Source organism: Dellaglioa sp. CoH-57-MRSF-17, from assembly GCF_056782015.1.
In genome coordinates this window covers 339,732-362,829 of sequence record NZ_JBXAXY010000002.1, presented here as the reverse complement: position 1 = coordinate 362,829, position 23,098 = coordinate 339,732, and the positions used below count along the sequence as shown (strand labels likewise).

24 protein-coding genes and 1 tRNA gene are annotated in these 23,098 nt (G+C 31.9%); 20 read left to right on the top strand and 5 right to left on the bottom strand.

Features of this window, described 5'->3' with window-relative positions; translation table 11 throughout:
* Positions 1-571: 571 nt before the first annotated feature.
* A complete protein-coding gene (locus AC1RPJ_RS03680; RefSeq protein WP_481762401.1) occupies positions 572-856 on the bottom strand; it encodes a hypothetical protein in 285 nt (94 codons plus the stop codon).
* A 79-nt stretch (positions 857-935) separates the two neighbouring features.
* Here AC1RPJ_RS03680 and AC1RPJ_RS03675 point away from each other — a divergent pair, with 79 nt between their 5' ends.
* The 7 genes from AC1RPJ_RS03675 to AC1RPJ_RS03645 all read left to right on the top strand — a co-directional run bounded on the left by AC1RPJ_RS03675 (position 936) and on the right by AC1RPJ_RS03645 (position 7,919).
* Entirely contained in the window at positions 936-1,613 is a 678-nt protein-coding gene (locus tag AC1RPJ_RS03675) for a response regulator transcription factor (protein ID WP_409022427.1), read from the top strand.
* 130 nt (positions 1,614-1,743) lie between these two features.
* Positions 1,744-2,889 carry a sensor histidine kinase gene (locus AC1RPJ_RS03670; RefSeq protein WP_481761398.1) on the top strand — a complete coding sequence of 382 codons (1,146 nt, stop codon included), beginning with the start codon at positions 1,744-1,746 and terminating at the stop codon, positions 2,887-2,889.
* A 19-nt stretch (positions 2,890-2,908) separates the two neighbouring features.
* Complete coding sequence (gene rnz, locus AC1RPJ_RS03665; protein WP_481761397.1) at positions 2,909-3,856, top strand: ribonuclease Z; 948 nt, start codon at positions 2,909-2,911, stop codon at positions 3,854-3,856.
* Positions 3,852-4,661, top strand: coding sequence for an SDR family NAD(P)-dependent oxidoreductase (locus tag AC1RPJ_RS03660; RefSeq protein ID WP_409022789.1), 810 nt, complete (start codon positions 3,852-3,854; stop codon positions 4,659-4,661). Before rnz ends, AC1RPJ_RS03660 begins: the two co-directional genes overlap by 5 nt.
* 11 nt (positions 4,662-4,672) lie before the next feature.
* Positions 4,673-5,038 (top strand): lipopolysaccharide assembly protein LapA domain-containing protein, encoded by a 366-nt coding sequence (locus AC1RPJ_RS03655; RefSeq protein WP_481761396.1) that lies wholly within the window; start codon positions 4,673-4,675, stop codon positions 5,036-5,038.
* Between the two features lie 17 nt (positions 5,039-5,055).
* Positions 5,056-7,386, top strand: coding sequence for a single-stranded-DNA-specific exonuclease RecJ (gene recJ, locus AC1RPJ_RS03650; RefSeq protein WP_481761395.1), 2,331 nt, complete (start codon positions 5,056-5,058; stop codon positions 7,384-7,386).
* Positions 7,387-7,400: 14 nt separating this feature from the next.
* The gene (locus tag AC1RPJ_RS03645) at positions 7,401-7,919 is read left to right on the top strand and encodes an adenine phosphoribosyltransferase (protein ID WP_481761394.1); all 519 of its coding nucleotides are present in this window, start codon (positions 7,401-7,403) and stop codon (positions 7,917-7,919) included.
* Between the two features lie 398 nt (positions 7,920-8,317).
* Here the strand turns inward: AC1RPJ_RS03645 and AC1RPJ_RS03640 are convergent.
* A tRNA-Ser gene (locus AC1RPJ_RS03640) sits at positions 8,318-8,404 on the bottom strand.
* Between the two features lie 51 nt (positions 8,405-8,455).
* Positions 8,456-9,319, bottom strand: a complete 864-nt coding sequence (locus tag AC1RPJ_RS03635; RefSeq protein ID WP_481761393.1) for a hypothetical protein — start codon at positions 9,317-9,319, stop codon at positions 8,456-8,458.
* Positions 9,320-9,673: 354 nt separating this feature from the next.
* On the opposite strand from AC1RPJ_RS03635, the gene AC1RPJ_RS03630 reads away from it, so the two are divergent.
* On the top strand, positions 9,674-10,825 hold the full coding sequence (locus AC1RPJ_RS03630) for a hydroxymethylglutaryl-CoA synthase (protein ID WP_481761392.1): 1,152 nt from the start codon (positions 9,674-9,676) through the stop codon (positions 10,823-10,825).
* Between the two features lie 53 nt (positions 10,826-10,878).
* On the opposite strand, the gene lexA is transcribed toward AC1RPJ_RS03630, so the two are convergent.
* Positions 10,879-11,499: a transcriptional repressor LexA gene (gene lexA / locus AC1RPJ_RS03625; protein ID WP_409022434.1), complete on the bottom strand. Its 621-nt coding sequence runs from the start codon at positions 11,497-11,499 to the stop codon at positions 10,879-10,881.
* Between the two features lie 147 nt (positions 11,500-11,646).
* Between lexA and AC1RPJ_RS03620 the strand changes: the two genes are divergently transcribed.
* The 4 genes from AC1RPJ_RS03620 (at position 11,647) to AC1RPJ_RS03605 (ending at position 15,826) form a co-directional block, all read left to right on the top strand.
* The gene (locus tag AC1RPJ_RS03620) at positions 11,647-11,889 is read left to right on the top strand and encodes a DUF896 domain-containing protein (RefSeq protein ID WP_409022435.1); all 243 of its coding nucleotides are present in this window, start codon (positions 11,647-11,649) and stop codon (positions 11,887-11,889) included.
* 95 nt (positions 11,890-11,984) lie between these two features.
* Positions 11,985-12,221, top strand: a complete 237-nt coding sequence (locus AC1RPJ_RS03615; RefSeq protein WP_112249992.1) for a YneF family protein — start codon at positions 11,985-11,987, stop codon at positions 12,219-12,221.
* Positions 12,222-12,288: 67 nt separating this feature from the next.
* Positions 12,289-14,046 (top strand): ABC transporter ATP-binding protein, encoded by a 1,758-nt coding sequence (locus AC1RPJ_RS03610; protein WP_481761391.1) that lies wholly within the window; start codon positions 12,289-12,291, stop codon positions 14,044-14,046.
* Positions 14,039-15,826 carry an ABC transporter ATP-binding protein gene (locus AC1RPJ_RS03605; protein WP_481761390.1) on the top strand — a complete coding sequence of 596 codons (1,788 nt, stop codon included), beginning with the start codon at positions 14,039-14,041 and terminating at the stop codon, positions 15,824-15,826. The genes AC1RPJ_RS03610 and AC1RPJ_RS03605 overlap by 8 nt, the downstream gene beginning before the upstream one ends.
* A 67-nt stretch (positions 15,827-15,893) precedes the next feature.
* Here the strand turns inward: AC1RPJ_RS03605 and AC1RPJ_RS03600 are convergent, their stop codons facing one another.
* Complete coding sequence (locus AC1RPJ_RS03600) at positions 15,894-16,529, bottom strand: lysophospholipid acyltransferase family protein (protein WP_409022438.1); 636 nt, start codon at positions 16,527-16,529, stop codon at positions 15,894-15,896.
* Positions 16,530-16,632: 103 nt separating this feature from the next.
* On the opposite strand from AC1RPJ_RS03600, the gene AC1RPJ_RS03595 reads away from it, so the two are divergent.
* From AC1RPJ_RS03595 to frr, 8 genes are all read left to right on the top strand, one after another.
* On the top strand, positions 16,633-17,379 hold the full coding sequence (locus tag AC1RPJ_RS03595) for a tRNA1(Val) (adenine(37)-N6)-methyltransferase (protein ID WP_409022439.1): 747 nt from the start codon (positions 16,633-16,635) through the stop codon (positions 17,377-17,379).
* Positions 17,369-17,644, top strand: a complete 276-nt coding sequence (locus tag AC1RPJ_RS03590; RefSeq protein WP_409022440.1) for a GIY-YIG nuclease family protein — start codon at positions 17,369-17,371, stop codon at positions 17,642-17,644. The genes AC1RPJ_RS03595 and AC1RPJ_RS03590 overlap by 11 nt, the downstream gene beginning before the upstream one ends.
* A 69-nt stretch (positions 17,645-17,713) precedes the next feature.
* Positions 17,714-18,706 (top strand): D-2-hydroxyacid dehydrogenase, encoded by a 993-nt coding sequence (locus tag AC1RPJ_RS03585; protein WP_481761389.1) that lies wholly within the window; start codon positions 17,714-17,716, stop codon positions 18,704-18,706.
* Positions 18,707-18,736: 30 nt separating this feature from the next.
* On the top strand, positions 18,737-19,726 hold the full coding sequence (locus AC1RPJ_RS03580) for a D-2-hydroxyacid dehydrogenase (RefSeq protein WP_481761388.1): 990 nt from the start codon (positions 18,737-18,739) through the stop codon (positions 19,724-19,726).
* Positions 19,727-19,890: 164 nt separating this feature from the next.
* Positions 19,891-20,682, top strand: coding sequence for a 30S ribosomal protein S2 (rpsB, locus tag AC1RPJ_RS03575; protein ID WP_409022443.1), 792 nt, complete (start codon positions 19,891-19,893; stop codon positions 20,680-20,682).
* Between the two features lie 109 nt (positions 20,683-20,791).
* Positions 20,792-21,667, top strand: coding sequence for a translation elongation factor Ts (gene tsf, locus AC1RPJ_RS03570; RefSeq protein ID WP_481761387.1), 876 nt, complete (start codon positions 20,792-20,794; stop codon positions 21,665-21,667).
* Positions 21,668-21,800: 133 nt separating this feature from the next.
* Positions 21,801-22,523: a UMP kinase gene (pyrH, locus tag AC1RPJ_RS03565; protein WP_481761386.1), complete on the top strand. Its 723-nt coding sequence runs from the start codon at positions 21,801-21,803 to the stop codon at positions 22,521-22,523.
* The gene (gene frr / locus AC1RPJ_RS03560; RefSeq protein WP_409022446.1) at positions 22,524-23,087 is read left to right on the top strand and encodes a ribosome recycling factor; all 564 of its coding nucleotides are present in this window, start codon (positions 22,524-22,526) and stop codon (positions 23,085-23,087) included.
* Positions 23,088-23,098 lie beyond the last annotated feature (11 nt).

Genomic DNA, 23,098 nt, shown 5'->3' with positions numbered 1-23,098 from the left:
AATACTGGGATAAAGCCATTTAGAAACATATTAAATTTTATATTATTTCATCCGTCAACTTGACAGGGCCTAGTACAGGTCATGGTGGCCTCTTTTTTTGTTTTCAGAATAAAAAACTGGTGTTGATGAATTTTATTTCACCAACACCAGAAAGTGTACACCCTTAAAATAGCTATGTTCTATAATGTTTTTTAAATTTGTTTCAACAAACTAATATTGTCCTTTTTTGAATAAGATAGGACAATTGATGACTTAATCCAGTAGTTGTATGAATAATGTATTGTGTTAAAAATTAGCGTTTAATTTATCTATTACTTTTTAGGACGATGTACAGGGTATACAGTGAAATTAATAGGGCAACGATACTTACTGTTGTAGATAGAATATTCATTTGTTTTACCTCCATTTTTTAGATATACTATAAAGACAGGATAATTATGTAGAATAACTTTATCTATTAACAAATGTCACTAATGCTAACTGTATAACAGCAGTTAGCATTTTTTATTAATACTCCATGCGATATATATAATAGCATCAGAGTAGAATGAAGACAGATCTATTTTAAGTTTTAAGCTAAAAATAGTTTATTATGATCTATTTTATAACCTAAAATTAAATGTAAATTTTTATCAATAGTTTGGATAAACAGCTTATTATGACGTGATTTCAACTCAGATACGTGAAGTAAATCTTGAAGTAACAAGGGTTTATCAGAGGGAGTAACAATTAAAATAAAATATTCTGATGTACTAATTACCTTAGAAATAGGGTAAAATAGATTATTAGTAGTGTAATATAAATTAAAATTTTTATTTAAATCAATAGTGGCTAATTCTAAATCGATCATTCGCATAATATTTAACCATCCTTTAGTAGAAGATATAATTATTATGCATTTTTTTTAATGAAAATGAAAGGAATGAGGAAAAAAAATGCCAAGAGGATTAATTATTGAAGATGATACAATTATTTCTGATAATATTGTTGAAGCAACAGCAAAAATTATGACGTTAGAGCAAGCGTTCGATGGCGAGGAAGGCTTTTTTAAAGCTTCACAAAATATATATGATATTATTATTTTAGATTTAATGCTTCCTACAATATCGGGATTTGATGTATTAAAAAAAATTCGAGAAAAGAAAATTGACACGGCAGTGCTAATCTTATCAGCAAAAGATAGTGTTGACGATAAAATTACCGGATTTAATTTAGGGGCGGATGATTATTTAGCTAAGCCATTCAATTTAAACGAATTACAAATGAGAATAAAGGCTCTTCTGAAAAGAACAATGAAATTTGAAATAGATAGTGAATTAAAATATCAAGATATGATTTTATCTGATAACAGAACAATTATTTCTGGCAGCCAATCTATCAATTTACAGGGTAAAGAGTATGAATTTTTAACATACTTACTGGAAAATAAGAATACTATTTTAACGAAAGAACAAATATTTGACCGTGTTTGGGGATTTACGTCCGATACTAGCATTACGGTTGTAGAAGTTTATATGAGTAATCTGAGAAAAAAATTAAAAAAGATTGGTCATGAAAAAATGATTCGAACAATTAGAAACGTTGGTTATCTGGTTGAACCTGATGAAAAATAAGGCAAATAGAGATACGCGTATAAAATTATTTTTTATGTATCTTTTAAGCTTCAGTATTATTTTTGTAACACTTGGTTTAATTGTATATAGTTCATTTAATGACACCTTAACAGTTAATGTAGATATATCAATGAAAAAACAAATTAGACGAATAAAAGATTCTAATTATGTCTCCATAAATAGAATCGATGATAGTCCACTTTTGAAGCAAGCACCTGACTTTAAAGTCTATCAAATCTTATGGTCACAAAATGGAGAAATAATTAATAAAGATGCAATGGGTACCAGATACCCCGTTTTTAATAAGATACCATTTAAAAAATCTGATTTAAACAAATTTAAAACAATTAAACAAAAAAACGGACCTACGTTTAGGTCATACTTAATGGAAATTCCAGACTCAGCTGTTAAAAAATGGCATAAAGCACGATATATTCAAATTATTGAAAATATTGAGATTAATCAAAACTCATTGATTAGTTTTAGGAATATTTTACTTGTATCTCTGCTTATTTTTGGAATGTTGTCGATTGCCTTAAGTGTTATTTTATCATCTATTAGTATTAAACCAACGATTAGTGCATGGAATAAGCAAAGAGAATTTATCGATAATGCAGCCCATGAGCTTAGAACACCATTGACGATAGTACAAAATAAATTAGAGTATTTGTTAACAAAACCTAATGCAAATATTATCGATGAAAGCGAGTCAATTGCAACTTCATTAAGTGAGATTAGACGATTAAATAATCTAACAAAAGATCTATTATTGTTAGCTAATTCAGATTCTAATGCTAATGTGTTTAACTTTAAGAAAGTCCTTGCTAAGGAATACTTTGAGAATATTATTCATCCTTATGCAGATATTGCGCTTAGTCAAAATAAACAATTTTATTTTCAAATAAATATTGCAAGTAAGTACATTCAATTAGACGAAGACCGTATACATCAATTAATTGTCATTTTACTTGATAATGCATTGAAATACACAGTAGCGGGTAATGAAATTTCGTTTATCGTTATTGAGTCGGCTAAGCAACTAGTGATACAAGTCATTAATGATGGAGAAAATATTAGTGATACACATAAAAAAATAATCTTCCAACGCTTTTATAGAGAAGAAAAATCAAGAAATCGTAAAACAGGTGGTAATGGGTTAGGCTTGTCAATTGCGAAATGGATCGTTGAAGAGCATAAAGGTAAAATTGAAGTTAGAAATAAGATACCGAAGGGTGTCGTTTTTGAAGTTACATTACCAATGAAATCAAATGAATAAGTAAGGATAGGTTAATAATATGGAATTAGAATTTTTAGGTACAGGAGCAGGAGCACCTGCAAAAAATAGAAATGTAACCAGTATTGCACTAAAACTACTAGATGAACGTAATAGTGTTTGGTTGTTTGATGTAGGTGAAGCAACACAACATCAAATTTTACAAACGACAATAAAACCTCGGAAAATCGAAAAAATATTCATTACACATTTACACGGAGATCATATTTTTGGGTTGCCAGGTCTTTTGAGTAGCCGATCATTTCAAGGAGGTAATGGACCTTTAACTATTTTTGGTCCTAAAGGAATTCAAAATTTTGTGAAGACCAGTTTACAAGTTTCTGAAACGAAGTTGTCATATACAATTAAATTTGTAGAACTTGATAAACCTGGATTAATATTTGAAGATAGCACTTTTAAAGTATATTTTGATTACTTAGATCATCGTATTATAAGCGTGGGTTATCGAATTGTGGAACATGATTATGCAGGCGAATTACAAATAGATAAACTTAAAGAATTAAATATTCCGTCTGGTCCAATTTATGGAGAATTAAAAGCCGGTAAAATAGTTCAATTAGAAGACGGCACAAAATTAAATGGAAATGATTTTTTGGGAGAAACTAAAAAAGGGCGTATTGTCACAATTTTGGGCGATACAAGAAAAACAAAAAATAGTTATACATTAGCTGAAAATGCAAATGTTCTGGTTCATGAGAGTACATTTGAAAAAGCTGAATCAAAAATGGCAAGGAATTATTATCATACAACTAGTGCTCAGGCTGCAGAAATCGCTAAAAAATCAAACGTGAAAATGTTATTATTGACACATATTTCCGCAAGATATGTTGGTAAAATGGCCATTACTTTACAGAGTGAGGCAAGAAGTATCTTTAAAAATACAACGGTTGTTAGAGATTTTGATGTAATTAATGTGCCGTTTTCTCAAAAGGAAAAAGTAAATGATTAGTCAATATAAAGAGTTAAAAGATTTACGTAATAGAATCGTTCTAATTAGTGGTGGTTCAAGTGGTTTAGGTAAGGAACTGGCATATGAGGTTGCTAGAAAAGGTGCAATTGTTGTTATTTGCGCTAGACAAATGGATAAACTTACAGAGGTTAAAGATGCTTGTCAGCGTCTATCTGGTCGATTGGCTTATGCGATTGAATGTGATGTTTCTGATCCAATTCAAATTGAAAAAATGGTTAAAAAAATTGAATCTTCAATTGGACCGATTGAAGTACTTATAAATAATGCAGGGTTTGGTTTGATGGAGAATGTGTTATCTTTTGATATGGATGTTGCTGAAAAAATGTTTAGAGTAAACGTCTTGGGGCTAATGTACATGACTCAAAATGTTGCGCTAAATATGGCAGATAGAAAATATGGCGTTATTATTAATATTGCATCTATTGCTGGGAAAATTGCAACACCGAAATCAGCAATTTATTCAGCAACGAAATATGGTGTCCTTGGTTATTCTAATGCGTTGAGATTAGAATTAAAACCACTAGGGATTAAAGTTATGACAGTTAATCCTGGACCAATTGATACTAATTTCTTCAAAATAGCTGATAAAGAGGGCAACTATTTAAAAAATATTGGATCAATGATGCTAAATCCTGCGCATGTTGCAAAGATTATATCAAGAAACATAAGTACAAATAAACGCGAAATTAATTTACCATATTATATGGAAATGGCATATTTGGGATATACAATTTTCCCTAAAATGGGAGATTTACTTGCGGGTACAGTATTTAACAAAAAATAGTGGGGGAAAATATGAAAAAACAATGGCGAACAATCATAGCGTTATTACTTATTATCGTAATAGCAATTTTTTCAATTTTAAATGTAAAGGAAGTTTCAATTAATTTTTGGTTTGCAGAAATTAAAATGCCAATGATTCTTATTTTATTATTTTCAATTTTAGCAGGAGCACTACTGATAGGTCTGTTAACAACAAGTGCAACTTTAAAATTAAAAAAAGAAAATAAAGAATTAAATCAACAATTGGATGACTATAAAAATAATTTTGATGAATCATTGAAAAATTCAATTGATAAAATAAAAACTCAGAATAGAAAAGAAGTTCAATTACTACAAAATGAAATTAAAACGTTAAAATCAGAAAATATAAATCGTTAGTAAAGTAGAGGTTTAACATGATTGAATCAAAGTATAGTTGGAAGTTTTTAGATTTAAGTAATGACAAAATACCTAATGAAATATTTGAAAATATTCAATTAGATCATTCATTGATATCTTTACTATGGAGCCGCGGACTTACATCTGAAAAAGCTATTACTGATTTTTTAAATGTAGGAGCAGAAAACATTCACGATCCAATGCTTATGCATGATATGAGTAAAGGAATTGAACGAATTCAACAAGCAATAGTTAAAAATCAAAAAATAACGGTTTATGGTGATTATGATGCTGATGGGTTAACGAGTACCTCAATCATGTTTGAGACACTTAGTGATATGGGCGCAGATGTGGAAACTTATATACCTAACCGATTTATAGATGGTTACGGACCTAATGTAGATGCTTATAAAAGAATAATAGACAATGGTACTAATTTGATTATTACTGTTGATAATGGTGTATCAGGGAATGAAGCAATAGAATTTGCTCAATCTCAAGGTATAGATGTTATCGTAACCGATCATCATGAATTACCAGATGTTTTACCAAAGGCTTATGCAATAATTCATCCTCGACATCCTGAAGGAAAATATCCGTTTGGAGAACTTTCAGGTGCTGGTGTGGCATTTAAAGTTGCGAGTGCATTAACAGGTGATATTTCAGAAGAATTACTAGATTTAGTGGTAATCGGTACAGTAGCAGATTTGGTATCACTGACAGATGAAAATCGTTCACTTGTAAGTTTCGGTCTGAAGGTTTTACAACAAACGTTCCGGCCAGGATTGATTGCATTAATGGAAGTTGCGAATGTAAAACAGGAAACAGTAGATGAAAAAGATATTGGTTTTGGTATTGCGCCGCGTTTAAATGCAATTGGGCGATTAGGTGATGCAAATATTGGTGTTGAACTGTTAACTAGTCTAGACGATGAACGAGCACAGGAAATAGCAAACTTTGTTCAATCTGAAAATGTACGCCGTCAAAAAATTGTAGCAGATATATTAGAACTAGCATTGAAACAGGCTACAGCAGAGTATAATCAGTACAAGAAAACACTGGTAATAACAGGTGAAAATTGGCACGAAGGTGTATTAGGTATCGTTGCTAGTCGTGTTGTTGAAGTAACTGGTAAACCGACAATTATTTTAAACCAAGATACAGAGAAGGGCTATTTAAAAGGATCCGGTCGAAGTATTGATACATTTCATTTGTATAACGCAATTAATGAACATAGAGAATTAACATCTCATTTTGGTGGACATCATATGGCCGTGGGATTAACATTTCCCATTCAAAACTTAGAAAGATTTAGATTAGACTTGGAAAATGAAGCAGTATCTCAAGGAATTCAATTGAACGTTAAGCCAGCCAAAGTGGTTGTAGCAAAGCTAAATGTAGATCAATTGACTTTGGATTTTTATAAGGATATTGAAAAATTAAAACCATTTGGTACAGACAATGAAAAACCGATTTTTGAAATTAAATATAAATCAATACAAAATGTTAAGGCTATTGGTAAAACAGGAACTCACTTAAAATTTGAAGTTGTTGGTGAGAAAGAAAAAATTAGTGGAATTTCATTTTCAAATGCAAAGTATGTTGATGATTTCAAGAATACTTTAGATGAGATCAAATTAATCGGTGAAATTGAAAAAAATGTATGGATGAATAAAACAAATTTACAGTTAATGGTACAGGACATTAAATTTGAAGGGCTTGTAATTATTGATGAAAGAACTGACCACGTGAATAAAAGTTTATTTCAAAATGAAGGCTTGTTTATATTCTGGAATAAAAAAAATTATGACCAAGTAAAACAATTTTCATCAGACAAACAGATATTTAAGCAGGCTGATCAACTAAAAAGTGTATCAGATTTTGATAATCAAAGAACAATTATATTTGTAGATTGCCCAAGCTCGTTGGAACAAATGTCTACAATATTACGTTTATCGGATAGTCAGAAAATAATTGCAGTATTTTTAAAGACTAACAGTGCCTATTTAGATGGTATGCCATCCAGAGAACAGTATGCAAAGTTATATAAATTTGTGATGAGTCATAAAGATGTTGATATTAATAATCAACTAATCGTCTTATCTGATTTTTTAAAAATAAAGAAAAATTTATTAATATTCATGATTAAGGTGTTTTTAGAGTTGGAATTTGTTAAAATAAAAGATGGATTAATGACTGGAAAAAGTACAACAAATAAAATGGACATTAAAAATACTTCTGAATATAAGCTAAGAAATAATCGAATATTAGCTGAAGATAAGTTAGTCTACTCTAAAGAGAATGATCTTAAAAAGTGGATACTTGAACAATTGAATACAGAAGATTAAAGGAGCGTTTATTAATGGTATTAGATTTAACAAAGTATATTGCTGCAATTCCTGATTACCCAGAAAAAGGTGTTGTTTTTCGAGATATATCACCCTTAATGGCAGACGGAGCAGCATACCGCGAAGCAACAAATAAAATTGTAGAATATGCCAAGAGTAAAAATGTTGAGATGATTGTTGGCCCTGAAGCTAGAGGGTTTATTGTTGGATGTCCAGTGGCCTATGATCTAGGTGTAGGATTTGCACCAGCTAGAAAAAAAGGTAAGTTACCTCGAGAAACCGTTGAGGCCAAGTATGCATTGGAGTACGGAGAATCTGCACTATATATGCATAAGGATGCGGTACAACCTGGACAGAGGGTTTTAGTAACAGATGATTTATTAGCAACTGGTGGTACGATTGCAGCGACGATAGAATTAGTTGAACAATTAGGTGGTATTGTTGTAGGGACTGCCTTTTTTATTGAATTAGATGATTTAAAGGGCCGTCAAAAAATAAAAGACTATGATATATTCAGTTTAATGAACTATTAAATTCATGATTACAGCTTTATGATAGCTATTGTTGTATAATTTTATAAAATGAGGCTCTAGTATTGGATTTTCGTCCAATACTAGAGCTTTTTATTTTTAAATTAAGCTACGAGCTTTTGAATATTATCTTCCTTTTACCAAGAACAGACGGTTGTTTGCGAAATATTAATTATATATACATCAGTTTGGGTCCAAGATACAGGTATAATACTGATTTTTTATAATTCAGAAAGTCACTTAAAGCTTTTTTAATGTTAGGTATATAAAAATGTGCGAAATATGTGCAAAGTCATATGATGTTTTAATGCTTTATAGTCTCTTTTTATACAAAATAAAAAACACAAATGCCTTTAAACTGGCGTTTGTGTTTTTTTATTTTGGTTTAATATGATATAAAAAGGAGAGTACAGGATTTGAACCTGCGCGCGCCATTACAGCGTTCGCCGGATTTCGAGTCCGGTGCATTACCACTCTGCCAACTCTCCAAAATAACTTTGTTTAGTATATCAACTTTTTAATATAATTGCAAAACTCATTTAATTATTATCAATGCTTATTAAGTTAGCAAGAAATATCCACGTGTAGCTTGCGCCAAATAATAAGCTTAGCAGATGAATATATAAAATTATTGTTGGATATGACTGAACATTTTGAATAGAATTTATGGGGTCTCCAAAAAAATCACTCAAGCCATAATATGAAATAGCTACTAAGTGATCAACAACATGGACACTGGGTAACTTAGAGACAAATTCGGTAACTTTTGATTCACCTCCTAAAACGCCTATTAAAGAAGTTCCAACAAGCAAACCTTCATAGAAAATATTTAATGCAAATTCAGCAATAACCTGTACAGTATGTGCAAAATTATTTTGAACAATGTATGAAAGTAATTTTAATAAATAGAATGAACTAAAGGTAATGATAATAATACCTAATATAAATGTAAAAATAACTGTTGTTTCCATTAGTGGTGTAATCAAATTCATATAATTAATTAGATAAAAAATGAATGTAGTAATAAGTAATAATAAATACGATTCAATTTGCCAGAGTTTTGTTTTTTTAGGGAATAATTTTAGGTATGAAAAAAAACTATAACAAAACAGTAATGAAGCAATGCTAAATGTTAGTAGTCTTAAAATTAAGAACCTGGGGAAAAACATTAGACCAAAAATTGTACCTATTAAAAAACTTACTGCATAAAAATAAAATTTTTGTTCTTTTTCTTGAATAACTAAAAACGACAAAAAAGGGTGTTTAAATCTATTTTGTCTTGGTATTTTTGTAGGGGTGAATATATATTTAAAAAAATTAGTCAAACCTTTATCCCAAATAGTTAACCCAATCATAGACACCCAAATAATTAAAACAATTAAATAAAATGTTTGTGCAATCATATTAATCCCCTTTTTCGTATAAATATATGGTTAAATTTTATACGTCTAACTGGACAATTACAAGAGAATACATAAAGTGATTCTATAATTAGTATTCAAGGGGAATTAAGTGCAATTAAGTGCAATTAAGTGCAATACGACCAATGAGTCTTGTAATCGTTGCCAAATTTTATCTGTTCGCCGAGTGTGATAGTTTATTGATAAAGATATTTCTAGGGTAGTAATAAAAGTATTTAGGTTTAGTATTTGAAACTGAATAATGATACCTTTTTAAACCAGTGATACCAAATCTTGCCATCAAATGAGACATCAAGTACAATAAAAACAATATAATAAATGGAAGCTGGAAGATTAATGAAAATTGGAATTGATCGAATTAATTTTTTTACATCGAATCAGTACGTTGATATGTCAGAATTAGCTAATGTCAGAAATGTAGATCCTAATAAATATTTAATTGGAATTGGCCAATCAAAAATGGCTGTTATACCGCCGACACAGGACGTGGTGACGATGGGTGCAAATGCTGCAGATCTATTAATAGATAACGAAAATAGAGACAAAATTGACTTTGTTATTTTTGCAACAGAATCCGGTATTGATAATTCAAAGTCGGCAGGAGCCTACGTTTCAGGTCTTTTAGGCTTAAAACACGTGAGATCAATCGAAATTAAGCAAGCTTGCTATGGAGCAACGGCCGCTATTCAATTGGCAAAAGGACATGTGTCGCTTAATCCAAATAGTCAGGTTTTAGTCATTGGTGCTGATATTGCTAGATATGGTCTAAATACTGCGGGTGAACCTACACAAGGTGGCGGCGCTGTCGCAATGATTATTACGAAAAACCCAAAAATACTTTTATTAGATGCAGATAGTGGATTTGTAACGGAAAATGTTATGGATTTTTGGCGCCCATTAAATCACAGCGAAGCACTTGTAGACGGTAAAACTTCTCAGAACGTATATTTAGATTTTTTTAATCAAACATGGAATGAGTATAAAAATAAAACAGGATTAACTGTTGCTGATTTTAAGGCTATTTTATATCATTTGCCATATACAAAACTTGGTGTTAAAGGTTTAAGAGAAGTCCTTAATGAAGCGACAGATAGCAAAAAAATTGAATTAGAACGAGAATTTGAGGCAGCTAAAAAGTATAATAATCAGGTTGGAAATTTATATACTGGCTCACTATATTTAAGCTTTATATCTTTACTTGAAAATAGTAATGATTTAGAGGCCGGTGATAGAATAGGGATGTATAGCTATGGTTCAGGGGCAGTTGGAGAATTCTTTTCTGGTACATTAACAGATAATTTCAAGAGTCAATTACCGAAAATTAATTTAGAAGAACGTGTTCAAGTTTCTATTGAATTATACGAGAATATGTATCAAAATCATTTAAAAAATGATGGAGCAGATATTTATTTAGATTACAGTAATGATAAATCTAAATATATTTTAATAGGCAGCAAAAATATGCAAAGGCAATATTCTATTCAATAGAAAAAGCTACTAGATTAGTCTGACTAATTTAGTAGCTTTTTCTGCTTTGTTCATTAAAAATGACGATAGAGTCCAATGACTTTGCCTAAAATAGAGACAGAATCTAAAATAATTGGTTCCATTGAATCATTTTCGGGTTGGAGACGAAAATGATTTTCTTCTTTGAAAAATCTTTTACAGGTTGCCTCATCAAATTCATTCATTGCAATAACAATTTCACCATTTTCAGCAGTTGACTGTTTTCTGACAATAACTTGATCTTCATTTAATATCCCAATATTAATCATGCTTTCTCCGCGAATTGTTAACATGAATAAATCATCTGAGGAATTAAAGTCAGGTGGGAGGGGGAAATAATCAGTTACCTGTTCAACAGCCAAAATGGGTACACCAGCAGTAACGGTCCCGACCATTGGAATTAAATTTTCATGACTATTAACGCCAATCGCATCTAATCCAAGTGGTGTAAGTTCAATTGCCCTAGGTTTGGTGGGATCTTTAGTTAGTAATCCTTTTTTTTCAAGTCGAGCAATGTGTCCATGAACAGTGGAAGTAGATGATAGAGAAACAGCTTCGCCAATTTCTCTAACAGTTGGTGGATAACCCTTCGTGTCCACTCGTTCATGAATAAAGCGCAAGACTGCAAGTTGTTTGCTGTCAGATGCTTTTGTCATTTAGTACACCTCATCATCATTATTTATTATTTTAATAGTAGCATATGAAAGTAGTTGTTGCAAACAAACGTTCGGTTAATTTGAATAATTGTTTTTTATCATATTATCAGGTATGCTTATGAGTGAAATTTTAAGGAGTGATAATAAATGATCCCAGAAGATTTAGCACCAAGAATAAATGAATTAGCTGCAAAAAGTAAAACTGATGAAGGTTTAACAAAGGCTGAAGAAGCTGAAAGAAAAGAACTTCGTGAAACGTATCTTGCATTATTTAGAGAAAGTTTTAGAAGTCGAGTTGAAATGATGCAGGTTTATGATAAAACAGGTAAAGAAGTAACACCTGACAAAGTAAAAAAAGTTCAACGTGATAAAGGTTTACGAGATAACTAAGAAAATAGTTCCCAATTTGAATAGATTTACCTTTTCTTTTATGTGAAAATTGTGTAGAATTAGTGATTGAAGTGAATTGAAAGGGGTCTTGAATTATGTCAATGGGAATGACGATTTTAATCGCCGTTATTGCGTTAGCAGTTGGACTTGTCGGAGGATTTTTCGGTGCTCGTAAGTATATGGAAACATATTTACAAAAGAACCCACCAATCAATGAAGATATGTTAAGAATGATGATGGTCCAAATGGGCCAAAAACCTTCTGAAAAGAAATTACATCAGATGATGTCATCTATGAATGCACAAGCAAAAAATAGTTCGCAAAAAAAATAATTTAATATTTTATGAACAGGCAAGGATTTCCTTTGCTTGTTTTTTTTTATAAAAAGGAGGAGTTAGAATGACTATATTTAGAAAACTTGGATGGTTTTTTAAACAAGAAAAAAAATCGTATGGAATCGCAGTATTCTTTCTGATTTTAGTGGCAATCTTCCAAATTATTCCACCTAAAATTATTGGAAATATCGTTGATAGTATGAGTGAAAATGAACTAACAGTGAGTAAGTTAGCAATTTGGATTAGTATCTTAGTTTTTGTTGCATTAGGGCAATATCTGTTTAGATATATCTGGAGAACCAATATTTGGGGTAGCGCTGCTCGCCTTGAAAAAATTTTACGTACTCGATTATTTAAACATTTTATGCAAATGGATCAATCTTTTTTTCAGCAAAATAGAACAGGCGATTTGATGGCACATGCAACGAATGATTTAACAGCTATTCAGCAGGTTGCTGGTGCAGGTATACTAACTTTTGCTGATTCAATTATCACGGGTGGGACAACTATAATTGCAATGATATTTTTAATAGATTGGCGTTTAACAATCTTAGCAATTATTCCGTTACCTTTATTGGCGGTTATGGCTAGATATTTAGGAACTAAAATACACACTGCTTTCTCTACATCTCAAGCAGCGTTTTCAACGTTGAATAATAAAACGCAAGAGAGTGTCAGCGGAATTAAAGTGATTAAGACTCTTGGACAAGAACAAGAAGATATTGAAGATTTTGAAGGAAAAGTTGAAGAAACTATCAAGATTAATAGAAAAGTTAATTTATTGGATGCATTGTTTGATCCAATAACAAGTTTAATTATTGGATTGTCATATGTTTGCACTATCATTTTAGGTGGATACTATGTGGCTAACAACGTTATTTCAATTGGACAACTGATTTCATTTATAAGTTATATTGCGTTACTTGTTTGGCCGATGTTTGCTATTGGTCGATTATTTAATGTTATTGAACGTGGAAATGCTAGTTATGATCGTGTTCAAATATTATTAAATCAAAAAAGTGGCATTGTAGATAATGAAAAGGGGTTAGATAAATTACCGGTGGGATCTTTTAAATTTGATGTCCAGCATTTTAATTATCCAGATGATGATCGGGAAAGCTTGCATAATGTTAAATTTGAAATTGGTTCTGGTCAAACTCTTGGCATTGTTGGAAAAACGGGTGCTGGCAAATCAACGATTATGAAATTGATACTTCGTGAATTTGATGCATACAACGGAATGATTTCAGTTAATAATTCAAATATTAAAGAGTATGCCTTAGATACGTATCTGAAGTCAATTGGTTACGTTCCTCAGGAAAGCTTTTTATTTTCAACAACTATTTTAAATAATATACGTTTTGCTAATATGAATTTAACAAAAGAAAAGGTTGAAATGGCTGCATTTAATGCTGATTTGGATAGTGATATCACTGAATTACCACTAAAATATGAAACAGAGGTTGGAGAACAAGGAATATCCCTCTCTGGTGGCCAAAAGCAACGTTTAGCTATCGCTCGTGCCCTTGTAATTAATCCAGAGCTATTAATTTTGGATGATGCTCTTTCGGCAGTTGATGCCAGAACGGAATCTATTATTTTAACTAGATTAAAAGAGAAACGTCAAAATAAAACAACTATTATTTCTGCAAGCCGTATGAGTAGTGTAAAAGATGCAGATGAAATTATCGTAATTGATGGTGGAACAATTATTGAGCGAGGACAGCATGATACGTTAATGACATCAAAAGGTTGGTACTATCAAATGACAACTAAACAACAACTTGAAAGCAAGTTAGAGGGAGATGAAATTAATGAGTGAAAAGCCTAAATCTAGCTGGCAAAAAGAACTGAGCGGTAAAGAACAAAGAACAGTTATTAAAAGATTGTTGCCCTATACAAAAGATTTTAAAGCCGATTTTTTAATCGCAATTTTATTTGCGGCCATATTAAGTGGAATTAATATATTACTACCTCTTCTTTTACAGTATTATATGGATAACTATCTTCAATCGAAATCAACACCACTAAATATTATGTTTTTATTTGCGGGTCTTTACTTTATCGGTGTAATTTTAAAAGCAATTACTCAATTCATTCAAATGTATTTGTACTCAATGGGTGCAGAAAAAACATTAGAAAAAATACGTGTCATTCTTTTTAAAAAAATTCACACGTTAGGGATGCGTTACTTTGATAAGACACCGGCTGGAGCTGTTGTTTCTAGGGTTACTAATGATACGATGACATTAGCAGATTTTTGGACGCTATTTATGACATTAATCGTTGGTGTATTTTCACTTATCTCTGCTTTTGTAGCAATGTATATTGCCAAGCCACAGATTGCATTGGTAACGTTGATTTTTATACCAATTTTACTAATAACAACATGGTATTACCAACGGTTTAGTTCAAAGGTTTATCGACAAATGAGAGAATATTTGAGTCGATTAAATACTAAATTAAATGAATCTATCGTTGGAATAAATGTGATTCAACAATTTCGCCAAGAAAAACGGATTGAAGGCGAATTTGAGGACACTAATGAACTTTATTTGAAAAAAAGATTTGAAATGATTCGAACTAATTCATTGTTACTTTCACCAATTATTAGTTTATTTTATGCATTGGCTGTAGTAATGACACTTGGGTTATTTGGAATTAGCAGTTTAGATCATTTTGTTGAAGCAGGAATGGTATATGCATTTCTAACATATTTACAAAATTTCTTCAATCCCATGACAAACTTAATGGATTATTTGACAACTTTCCAAGATGGAATCGTTGCAGGTAGCCGAATCATTAGTGTTCTTGATGACCAAACAATAGAACCACAACAAACACCCGTGGCAGGAGCCACAATTACTGAAGGTAAAATTGAATTCAAAAATGTTACTTTTTCTTATGATGATGAGAATGCTGTTTTAAAGAATATATCATTTACGGTACAACCTGGTGAAACACTTGCTTTCGTTGGACACACGGGTAGTGGTAAAAGTTCAACCATCAATATTTTGATGAGATTTTATGATTTTGAAGAAGGGCAAATTTTAATTGATGGTTTAGATATTAAAAAATATTCGACAGAAGAGTTACGTAAAAAAATGGGGCTTGTATTACAAGATTCATTTTTATTTTATGGTAATGTTGCTTCAAATATTAGAATGTTTAATCAAGATATTACTGATGAACAAATTGAAAAAGCTGCTAAATTTGTTCATGCTGATCAATTTATTGATAAATTACCTCGGCAGTATCAAACGAAAGTTGTTGAACGAGGGGCAACATACTCCGCTGGTGAAAAGCAATTGATTTCATTTGCGAGAACGATTGTAACTAATCCCAAAATTTTAATATTGGATGAAGCTACAGCTAATATTGATACGGAGACGGAACAACTTATACAAGATGGGTTAAAACAAATGAGACAAAATAGAACGACGCTTGTTATCGCACACAGACTGTCAACTATTGTTGACGCTAACCAAATTCTAGTGTTGGATAAGGGTCAAATTGTTGAACGAGGAACACATGAAGAATTACTAAAATTAAATGGTAAATACGCTGACATGTATAGTTTACAAAATATATCAGATGATTAAGTTTAATTTTAAATAAAAATACTGGTAGAAAATCAATATGATTTCCTACCAGTATTTTTTTTGGAATTTAATTATTATTTTTACTTTTATGGGGATCAACATATTTAAAATTGGGATTAATTTCAGTATCTAATTTTTGAAATGCAGCCATTAATTGGGTGTCCATTTCTGTTTGGACCTCATCAGTCAATTTTGTTTTTTTGTCTAAATAGATTGGATCACCGAATGAAACGGTTACTCTTTTTCTACTGAAAAGTTGCTTTAAGGTTAATGGACCTTGATAGACTGCTGGAACTAGGGGTACCTGTGCCATTCGAGCAATTAAGAGTGAACCACCTTTTAATTCCTCGGAATGTCGGGTACCTGAGGGAAACATAATTAATGATAATTCGCCTTTTTTTAAAAATTTAACTGGCGTTTTAATTGTTGATGGACCTGGATTTTCTCGATCAACTGGAAAAGCATTGGCATGAATTAAGATATAGCGTAAAATTGGATTTACAAATAGTTCTTTTTTTGCCATAAATGAAAACTTTTTAGGACTACCAGCTAAGGCAAAGTAAAGGGGGTCAAACCAAGTTCGGTGTGGACCTACTAAAATATACGATCCTTCAGGTAGTTTTTCTTTATTAATATAGTGGGCATTCCCATTGATTAAGAATAAAAGTACTCGTACAATACCTCGTGCAAATGAATAAAACATGTGGCAACAATCCTTTCAAATTTTAAACTTTGTATGGTAAGTATGACTAATTAAATTAAAAGTTGCAAGTTTAAAAAAAATTATAGAAAATGGGTAATGAAAAATGGTTTCACTTAATAACAATGAACGTATTGACCAATTATACTCAAATCAAATTAAAATCATTCAGAGTTCAGATGTTTTTTCTTTTTCACTGGATGCTGTTTTATTAGCCCATTTTGCAGATGTTTCAAGAAAAGAATCAACTAAAATAGTTGATTTATGTGCGGGCAATGGTGCAGTCGGGTTATTTGTTAGTCAAAAAACAAAGGGTCAAATTTATCAGATTGAACTTCAAGAAAAATTAGCTGATATGGCAAATAGAAGTATTGAATTGAATCACTTGGAAAATCAAGTACAAGTTAAGCAAACAGATTTAATCAACACGTTTGATTATCTAGAAAAAGACTCAATTGATACCGTATTGTGTAATCCACCTTATTTTCCAAATACGCCACAATCTTCTCAGAATCCTAACAAGTATTTAGCAATTGCACGACATGAAATTACAACTAATTTAGATAGTATTCTAGAAATTACTAGCGGTTTATTGAAAATGAAGGGGAAAACTTTTTTCGTACACCGTCCTGATCGATTGCCTGAAATTCTAAGTAAAATGGTTAATCATCGGTTGGCGCCTAAAAAAATCCAATTTGTTCATCCAAAAGAGGGAAAAGAGGCTAACATGGTCCTAATTGAAGCAATTAAGGATGGCAATGCAGCAGGAATTAGGATTATGCCTCCTATTGTTGTTTATGGTAACGATGATGAGTACACACAAATGGTTCAGGAGATTGTTTATGGAAGATGAAAAAAAATATTATTTCTATGTATTACTGTGCGCTGATAATACACTATACGGCGGATTTACAACGGATCCCGAAAAAAGACTTGCAACGCATAATGCAGGGAAAGGTGCAAAGTACACAAAATTAGCTAGTAGACGGCCTTTGAAAATGATTTTGCAGGAATCATTTGAAACGAAATCTGAAGCATTAAAGAAAGAATATGCTTTCAAACACCAATCAAGAGATAAAAAAATTGCTTATTTAAAAAAGCAATCAGTTGAAATCTGAAATAATGTATAAAAAGATTTCAAATGATATAATGAAAGTATAAATTTTAAAATAAAGAGGTATAACATTATGAAAATCATTGCGTATGGTATCCGAGAAGATGAATTATTGTATGTCCAAGAATGGGAAAAAGATAATCAAATTAAAATAAAAACTGTTAATGAATTATTAGACGAAAAAACAGTTCAATTAGCAGAAAATTATGACGCTATCGTTGCCTACCAACAAAAGGACTATACACCTGAATTAATTAAAAAAATTCATGATTTAAATATTAATTATTTATCGATTCGTAATACTGGTGTGGATAACGTTGATGGGGATGCAGTTAATAAGTATGGATTGATTGTGACGAATGTGCCATCTTATTCTCCAAGTGCTGTTGCGGAGCTATCTGTAGCTAAATTGTTGGAGTTATTTAGAAAAACACCACAATTTAATCGTAAAATGAAGAATAACGATTTCACTTGGGAACCCGATATCTCTAAAGAAATCCGCACACAAACAGTTGGTGTGATTGGTACAGGAAGAATTGGGCAAACAGCCATTAAAATTTTTAAAGCATTTGGTGCAAAAATTATTGGATATGATATTTATCAAAATCCTGCTTTGAAAGAAGAAGGAATCTATGTTGATACATTAGATGAGCTATATGCAAAATCAACAGTTATCACAATTCATAGCCCTGCTACTGAAGATAATTATCATTTATTAGATGACGAAGCATTTAGTAAAATGCAAAATGGTGTGCATATTTTGAATATGGCCAGAGGAACATTGATTGACACCGATGCACTGATAAGAGCGCTAGATTCAGGGAAAGTAGCCGGTGCCGCATTAGATACACTTGAAAATGAGACTGATTATTTCAATAAAGAATTAACAGAATCACAAGTAAATGGTACTTTTAAAAACTTATTGCAACGTGAGAATGTGTTAATTACCCCACACACAGCGTTCTATACAGAGCCTGCTGTCAGGAATATGGTTATAGATGCTTTGAATGCAAGTAAAGACTTAATAGAAACAGGACATTCTGATAAAGAAGTTAAATTTAAATAAAATTAGTCAGAAAATGGAGGATTTTGTATTATGAAACTAATTGCGTTCGGTATGAGAAAAGATGAAGTTGGATTTGGTAATCAATGGTCTGATGACAATCAAGTTGATGTTGAAATTACTCAAGATTTATTAACGAATGAAACGATACAGCAAGCGGATGGATTTGATGGTATTATTGCATTGCAAACAATCCCTTATAACGAAACATTATTTTCTAAAATGAAAGAGATGAATATTAAGATTCTTTCTGTTAGAAATGTCGGGGTTGATAATATTGATTTAGTTGCAGCTAAAAAATACGGTGTGACGGTGACAAATGTCCCAGCGTATTCACCTAACGCGATTGCTGAATTTTCTGTGACACAATTGATGCAACTCTTAAGAAGAACACCAGAATTTAATTTAAAAATTAAAAATCAAGACTATCGTTGGGCTCCAAATATTTCACGCGAGTTGAGAAGCTTAACCGTGGGTGTTATTGGAACTGGACGTATTGGCCGGGTTGCAATGGACATTTACAAAGGATTCGGTGCAAAAGTTATTGCATACGATGTCTATCCAAATGCTGAATTAAAAAAGAGTGGTATTTATGTTGATACATTAGATGAGTTGTTCGAACAAGCAGACGTTATTACATTACATACGCCAGCTACAAAAGAGAATGAACACATGCTTAATCGAGATTCATTTGAAAAAATGAAACACGGAGTTCTGATTGTAAATACAGCCCGTGGAACGTTAATTAATACTGAAGATTTAATTGACGCATTAAAATCAGGACAAGTTGGTGGAGCAGCTTTAGATACGTATGAATTCGAAAATCCAATATTTAATCATGATTTAACGGACTCATCTATTGAAGATCCATTATTTAATGAACTTTTAGATATGGTAAATGTTATTTTAACACCTCATATTGCATTCTATACTGAAACTGCAGTTAAAAATATGGTTGAAATTGCTTTGAATAGTGCTTATCAATTTTTAACAACAGGCGTTGTGGAAACAGAAGTTAAATAATTAAAAATAAGACTTGTGTTCTAATTTTAGATTTTGTATACTTAAAGACGATGTTAAAACATCAATTCACACCTTGTGGGATGTGACTGAGGGTGCTCGGGAGAGTCTTAGCACAGTTGAACACTTGGGAGGAAAATAAAACTTTTACTCGGAGGCACTACATTATGGCTGTTATTAGTATGAAACAATTGCTCGAAGCCGGTGTTCATTTTGGACATCAAACACGTCGCTGGAACCCAAAGATGAAACCATACATCTTTACTGAAAGAAATGGTATTTATATCATTGATTTACAAAAAACAGTTAAATTAGTTGATGCTGCTTATGCATCAATGAAAAAAGCTGCTGAAGATGATGGTGTTGTTCTTTTTGTTGGTACAAAGAAACAAGCACAAGATGCTATTGAAGAAGAAGCAACTCGTGCTGGACAATACTTTGTTAACCATCGTTGGTTAGGTGGAACTTTAACTAACTGGAACACAATTCAAAAACGTATCAAACGTCTTAAAGAAATCAAAAAAATGTCAGAAGATGGCACATTTGATCTTCTTCCTAAAAAAGAAGTTTCTTTATTAATTAAACGTAGAGATCGTCTTGAAAAATTCTTGGGTGGTATTGAAGATATGCCTCGCATCCCTGATGTATTATTCATTGTTGATCCTCGTAAAGAACGTATCGCTGTTAAGGAAGCTCAAAAATTGAATATTCCTATCATCGCTATGGTTGATACAAATAGTGATCCAGATGAAATTGATGTAAAAATCCCTTCAAATGATGATGCAATTCGTGCTGTACGTTTGATTACTGCAAAAATGGCTGATGCTATTATTGAAACTAATCAAGGTAAAGAAGAAGTGAATGAAGCTTCTTTCAAAAAGGCTGACGAAAAAGTAGATTCAATCGAAGATATCGTTGAAGCTGTTGAAGGCGGAAATGATAAAAAAACTGCTGAATAGTAAATAAATTAGGCTGTCTCAAAATTAGGTACTGTAATGGCCCTTTCTTTTGAGGCAGTTTTTTTAGATATAAAATCAATTAAATTATTTAAACAAGGAGGCCATTCAAATGGCAAAAATTTCTGCTTCTCAAGTTAAAGAATTACGTGATACAACTGGTGTCGGTATGATGGACGCAAAAAAAGCACTCGTTGAAGTTGACGGTGATATGCAAAAAGCAATCGATTTCCTCCGCGAAAAAGGTATGGCAAAGGCTGCTAAAAAAAGTGACCGTGTTGCTGCTGAAGGTCTATCTGATGTTCAATTCTCTGGTAACTTTGCAGCTATTGTTGAAGTTAACGCAGAAACTGATTTCGTTGCTCAAAACGAACAATTCAAAACACTTGTTAAATTGATTGCTACTAAAATTGCTGAAGCACATCCTAAAGATGTTGAAGAAGCACTTACAATTAAAACAGACCGTGGCACAATTAATGATGATTTAATTGAAGCAACACAAGTAATTGGTGAAAAAATTTCATTACGTCGTTTTGAATTAGTAGAAAAAACTGATAATGAAAGTTTTGGATCATACTCACATATGGGTGGCTCAATTTCAACACTTGTTGTCGTTACAGATGCTGATGAATCAACTGCTAAAGATGTTGCTATGCATGTTGCTGCAATTAATCCTAAGTATGTATCTCGTGAACAAGTACCTGCTGATGAATTGGCACATGAAAAAGAAGTACTTTCTAAAGAAGCTGCTAATGAAGGCAAACCAGCAAATATCATTGAAAAAATGGTTGAGGGTCGTTTAAATAAATATCTAGCTGATATTAGCTTAGATGATCAAGATTTTGTTAAAGATCCTGACATGACAGTTGCTAAGTATGTTGCTTCTAAGGGTGGAAAAGTTAAATTATTTATCCGTTATGAAGTTGGAGAAGGTCTTGAAAAGAAAGAAAATAATTTTGTAGACGAAGTTATGGGCCAAATTAAATAATTTTCTACAATCCAAAAGTTTGTGCTTTAAGCACAAACTTTTTTTAATAAATTTATTTTGATATAAATTGAATTATTAATTATACCTAAAATATGGTAAAATAATTGTAAATAGATTGTAGGAGGAACATTGGATGTCAGATGTTAAGTATCGACGCGTTATGTTGAAGTTAAGCGGTGAAGCATTAGCCGGAGAACAAGGATTTGGTATTAATCCACCTGTAATTAGAAAAGTTGCTGAAGAATTAAAAGAAATTCAAGAAATGGGTGTTGAAGTCGCTATCGTTGTTGGTGGTGGTAATATGTGGCGTGGTGAAGCTGGAGCCGCAATGGGTATGGAACGTGCGCAGGCAGATTATATAGGGATGCTAGGAACAGTTATGAATGCACTAGCATTGCAAGATAATCTTGAGTCTGTAGGTGTCCCAACTCGAGTTCAAACAGCTATTGAAATGCGCCAAATTGCAGAACCCTATATTCGCCGTAAAGCTGTTCGTCATCTTGAAAAAGGTCGCGTTGTTATTTTTGCTGCGGGTACGGGTTCACCATATTTCTCAACAGATACAACTTCAGCGTTAAGAGCTGCAGAAATTAATGCTGATGTTATATTGATGGCAAAAAATGGCGTAGATGGTGTCTATTCTGCTGATCCTCAAAAGGATGACTCAGCAACAAAATATGAAGAATTAACACATTTAGATATAATTAATAAAAACTTACAAGTTATGGATACAACTGCAAGTACATTATCGATGGATAATGATATTCCGTTAGTCGTATTTAATTTGAACGAACCAGGAAATATAAAAAAAGTTGTTCTCGGTGAAACCATCGGAACAACCGTTAGGGGAAAATAAATGAAAATAACAGAACCTATATTAGTTGATGCTCAAGATAAAATGTCAAAAGCAGAGGTTTCACTTCAAAAAAATCTTGGTAATATTCGGGCTGGTCGAGCTAATGCTAGTTTATTGAATAATGTGACAGTAGATTATTATGGTGCACCAACGCCACTTAATCAAGTTGCACAAATTTCAGTACCAGAAGCTCGCGTACTTTTAATTACGCCATTTGATAAAAGTGCTTTGAAGGATATTGAACATGGTTTATTAGTTGCTGATTTAGGAATTAGCCCTTCGAATGATGGATCAGCAATTCGATTAGTTATTCCTCAATTAACAGAAGAACGTCGTAAGGAATTAGCTAAAGACGTTAAAGCTGAAGCAGAAAATGCTAAAGTTATTATTCGTAATATCAGACGTGATGCAGTTGATGCCTTGAAAAAATCAGAAAAAAATGGTGATTTAACCGAAGATGATTTACGAGATTTAGAAAAACAAGCTCAAGATGTGACGAATGCATCAATTAAAAATATTGATAATATTCAAGCAGATAAAGAAAAAGAAATTTTAGCAGTTTAAATAAATAGCTT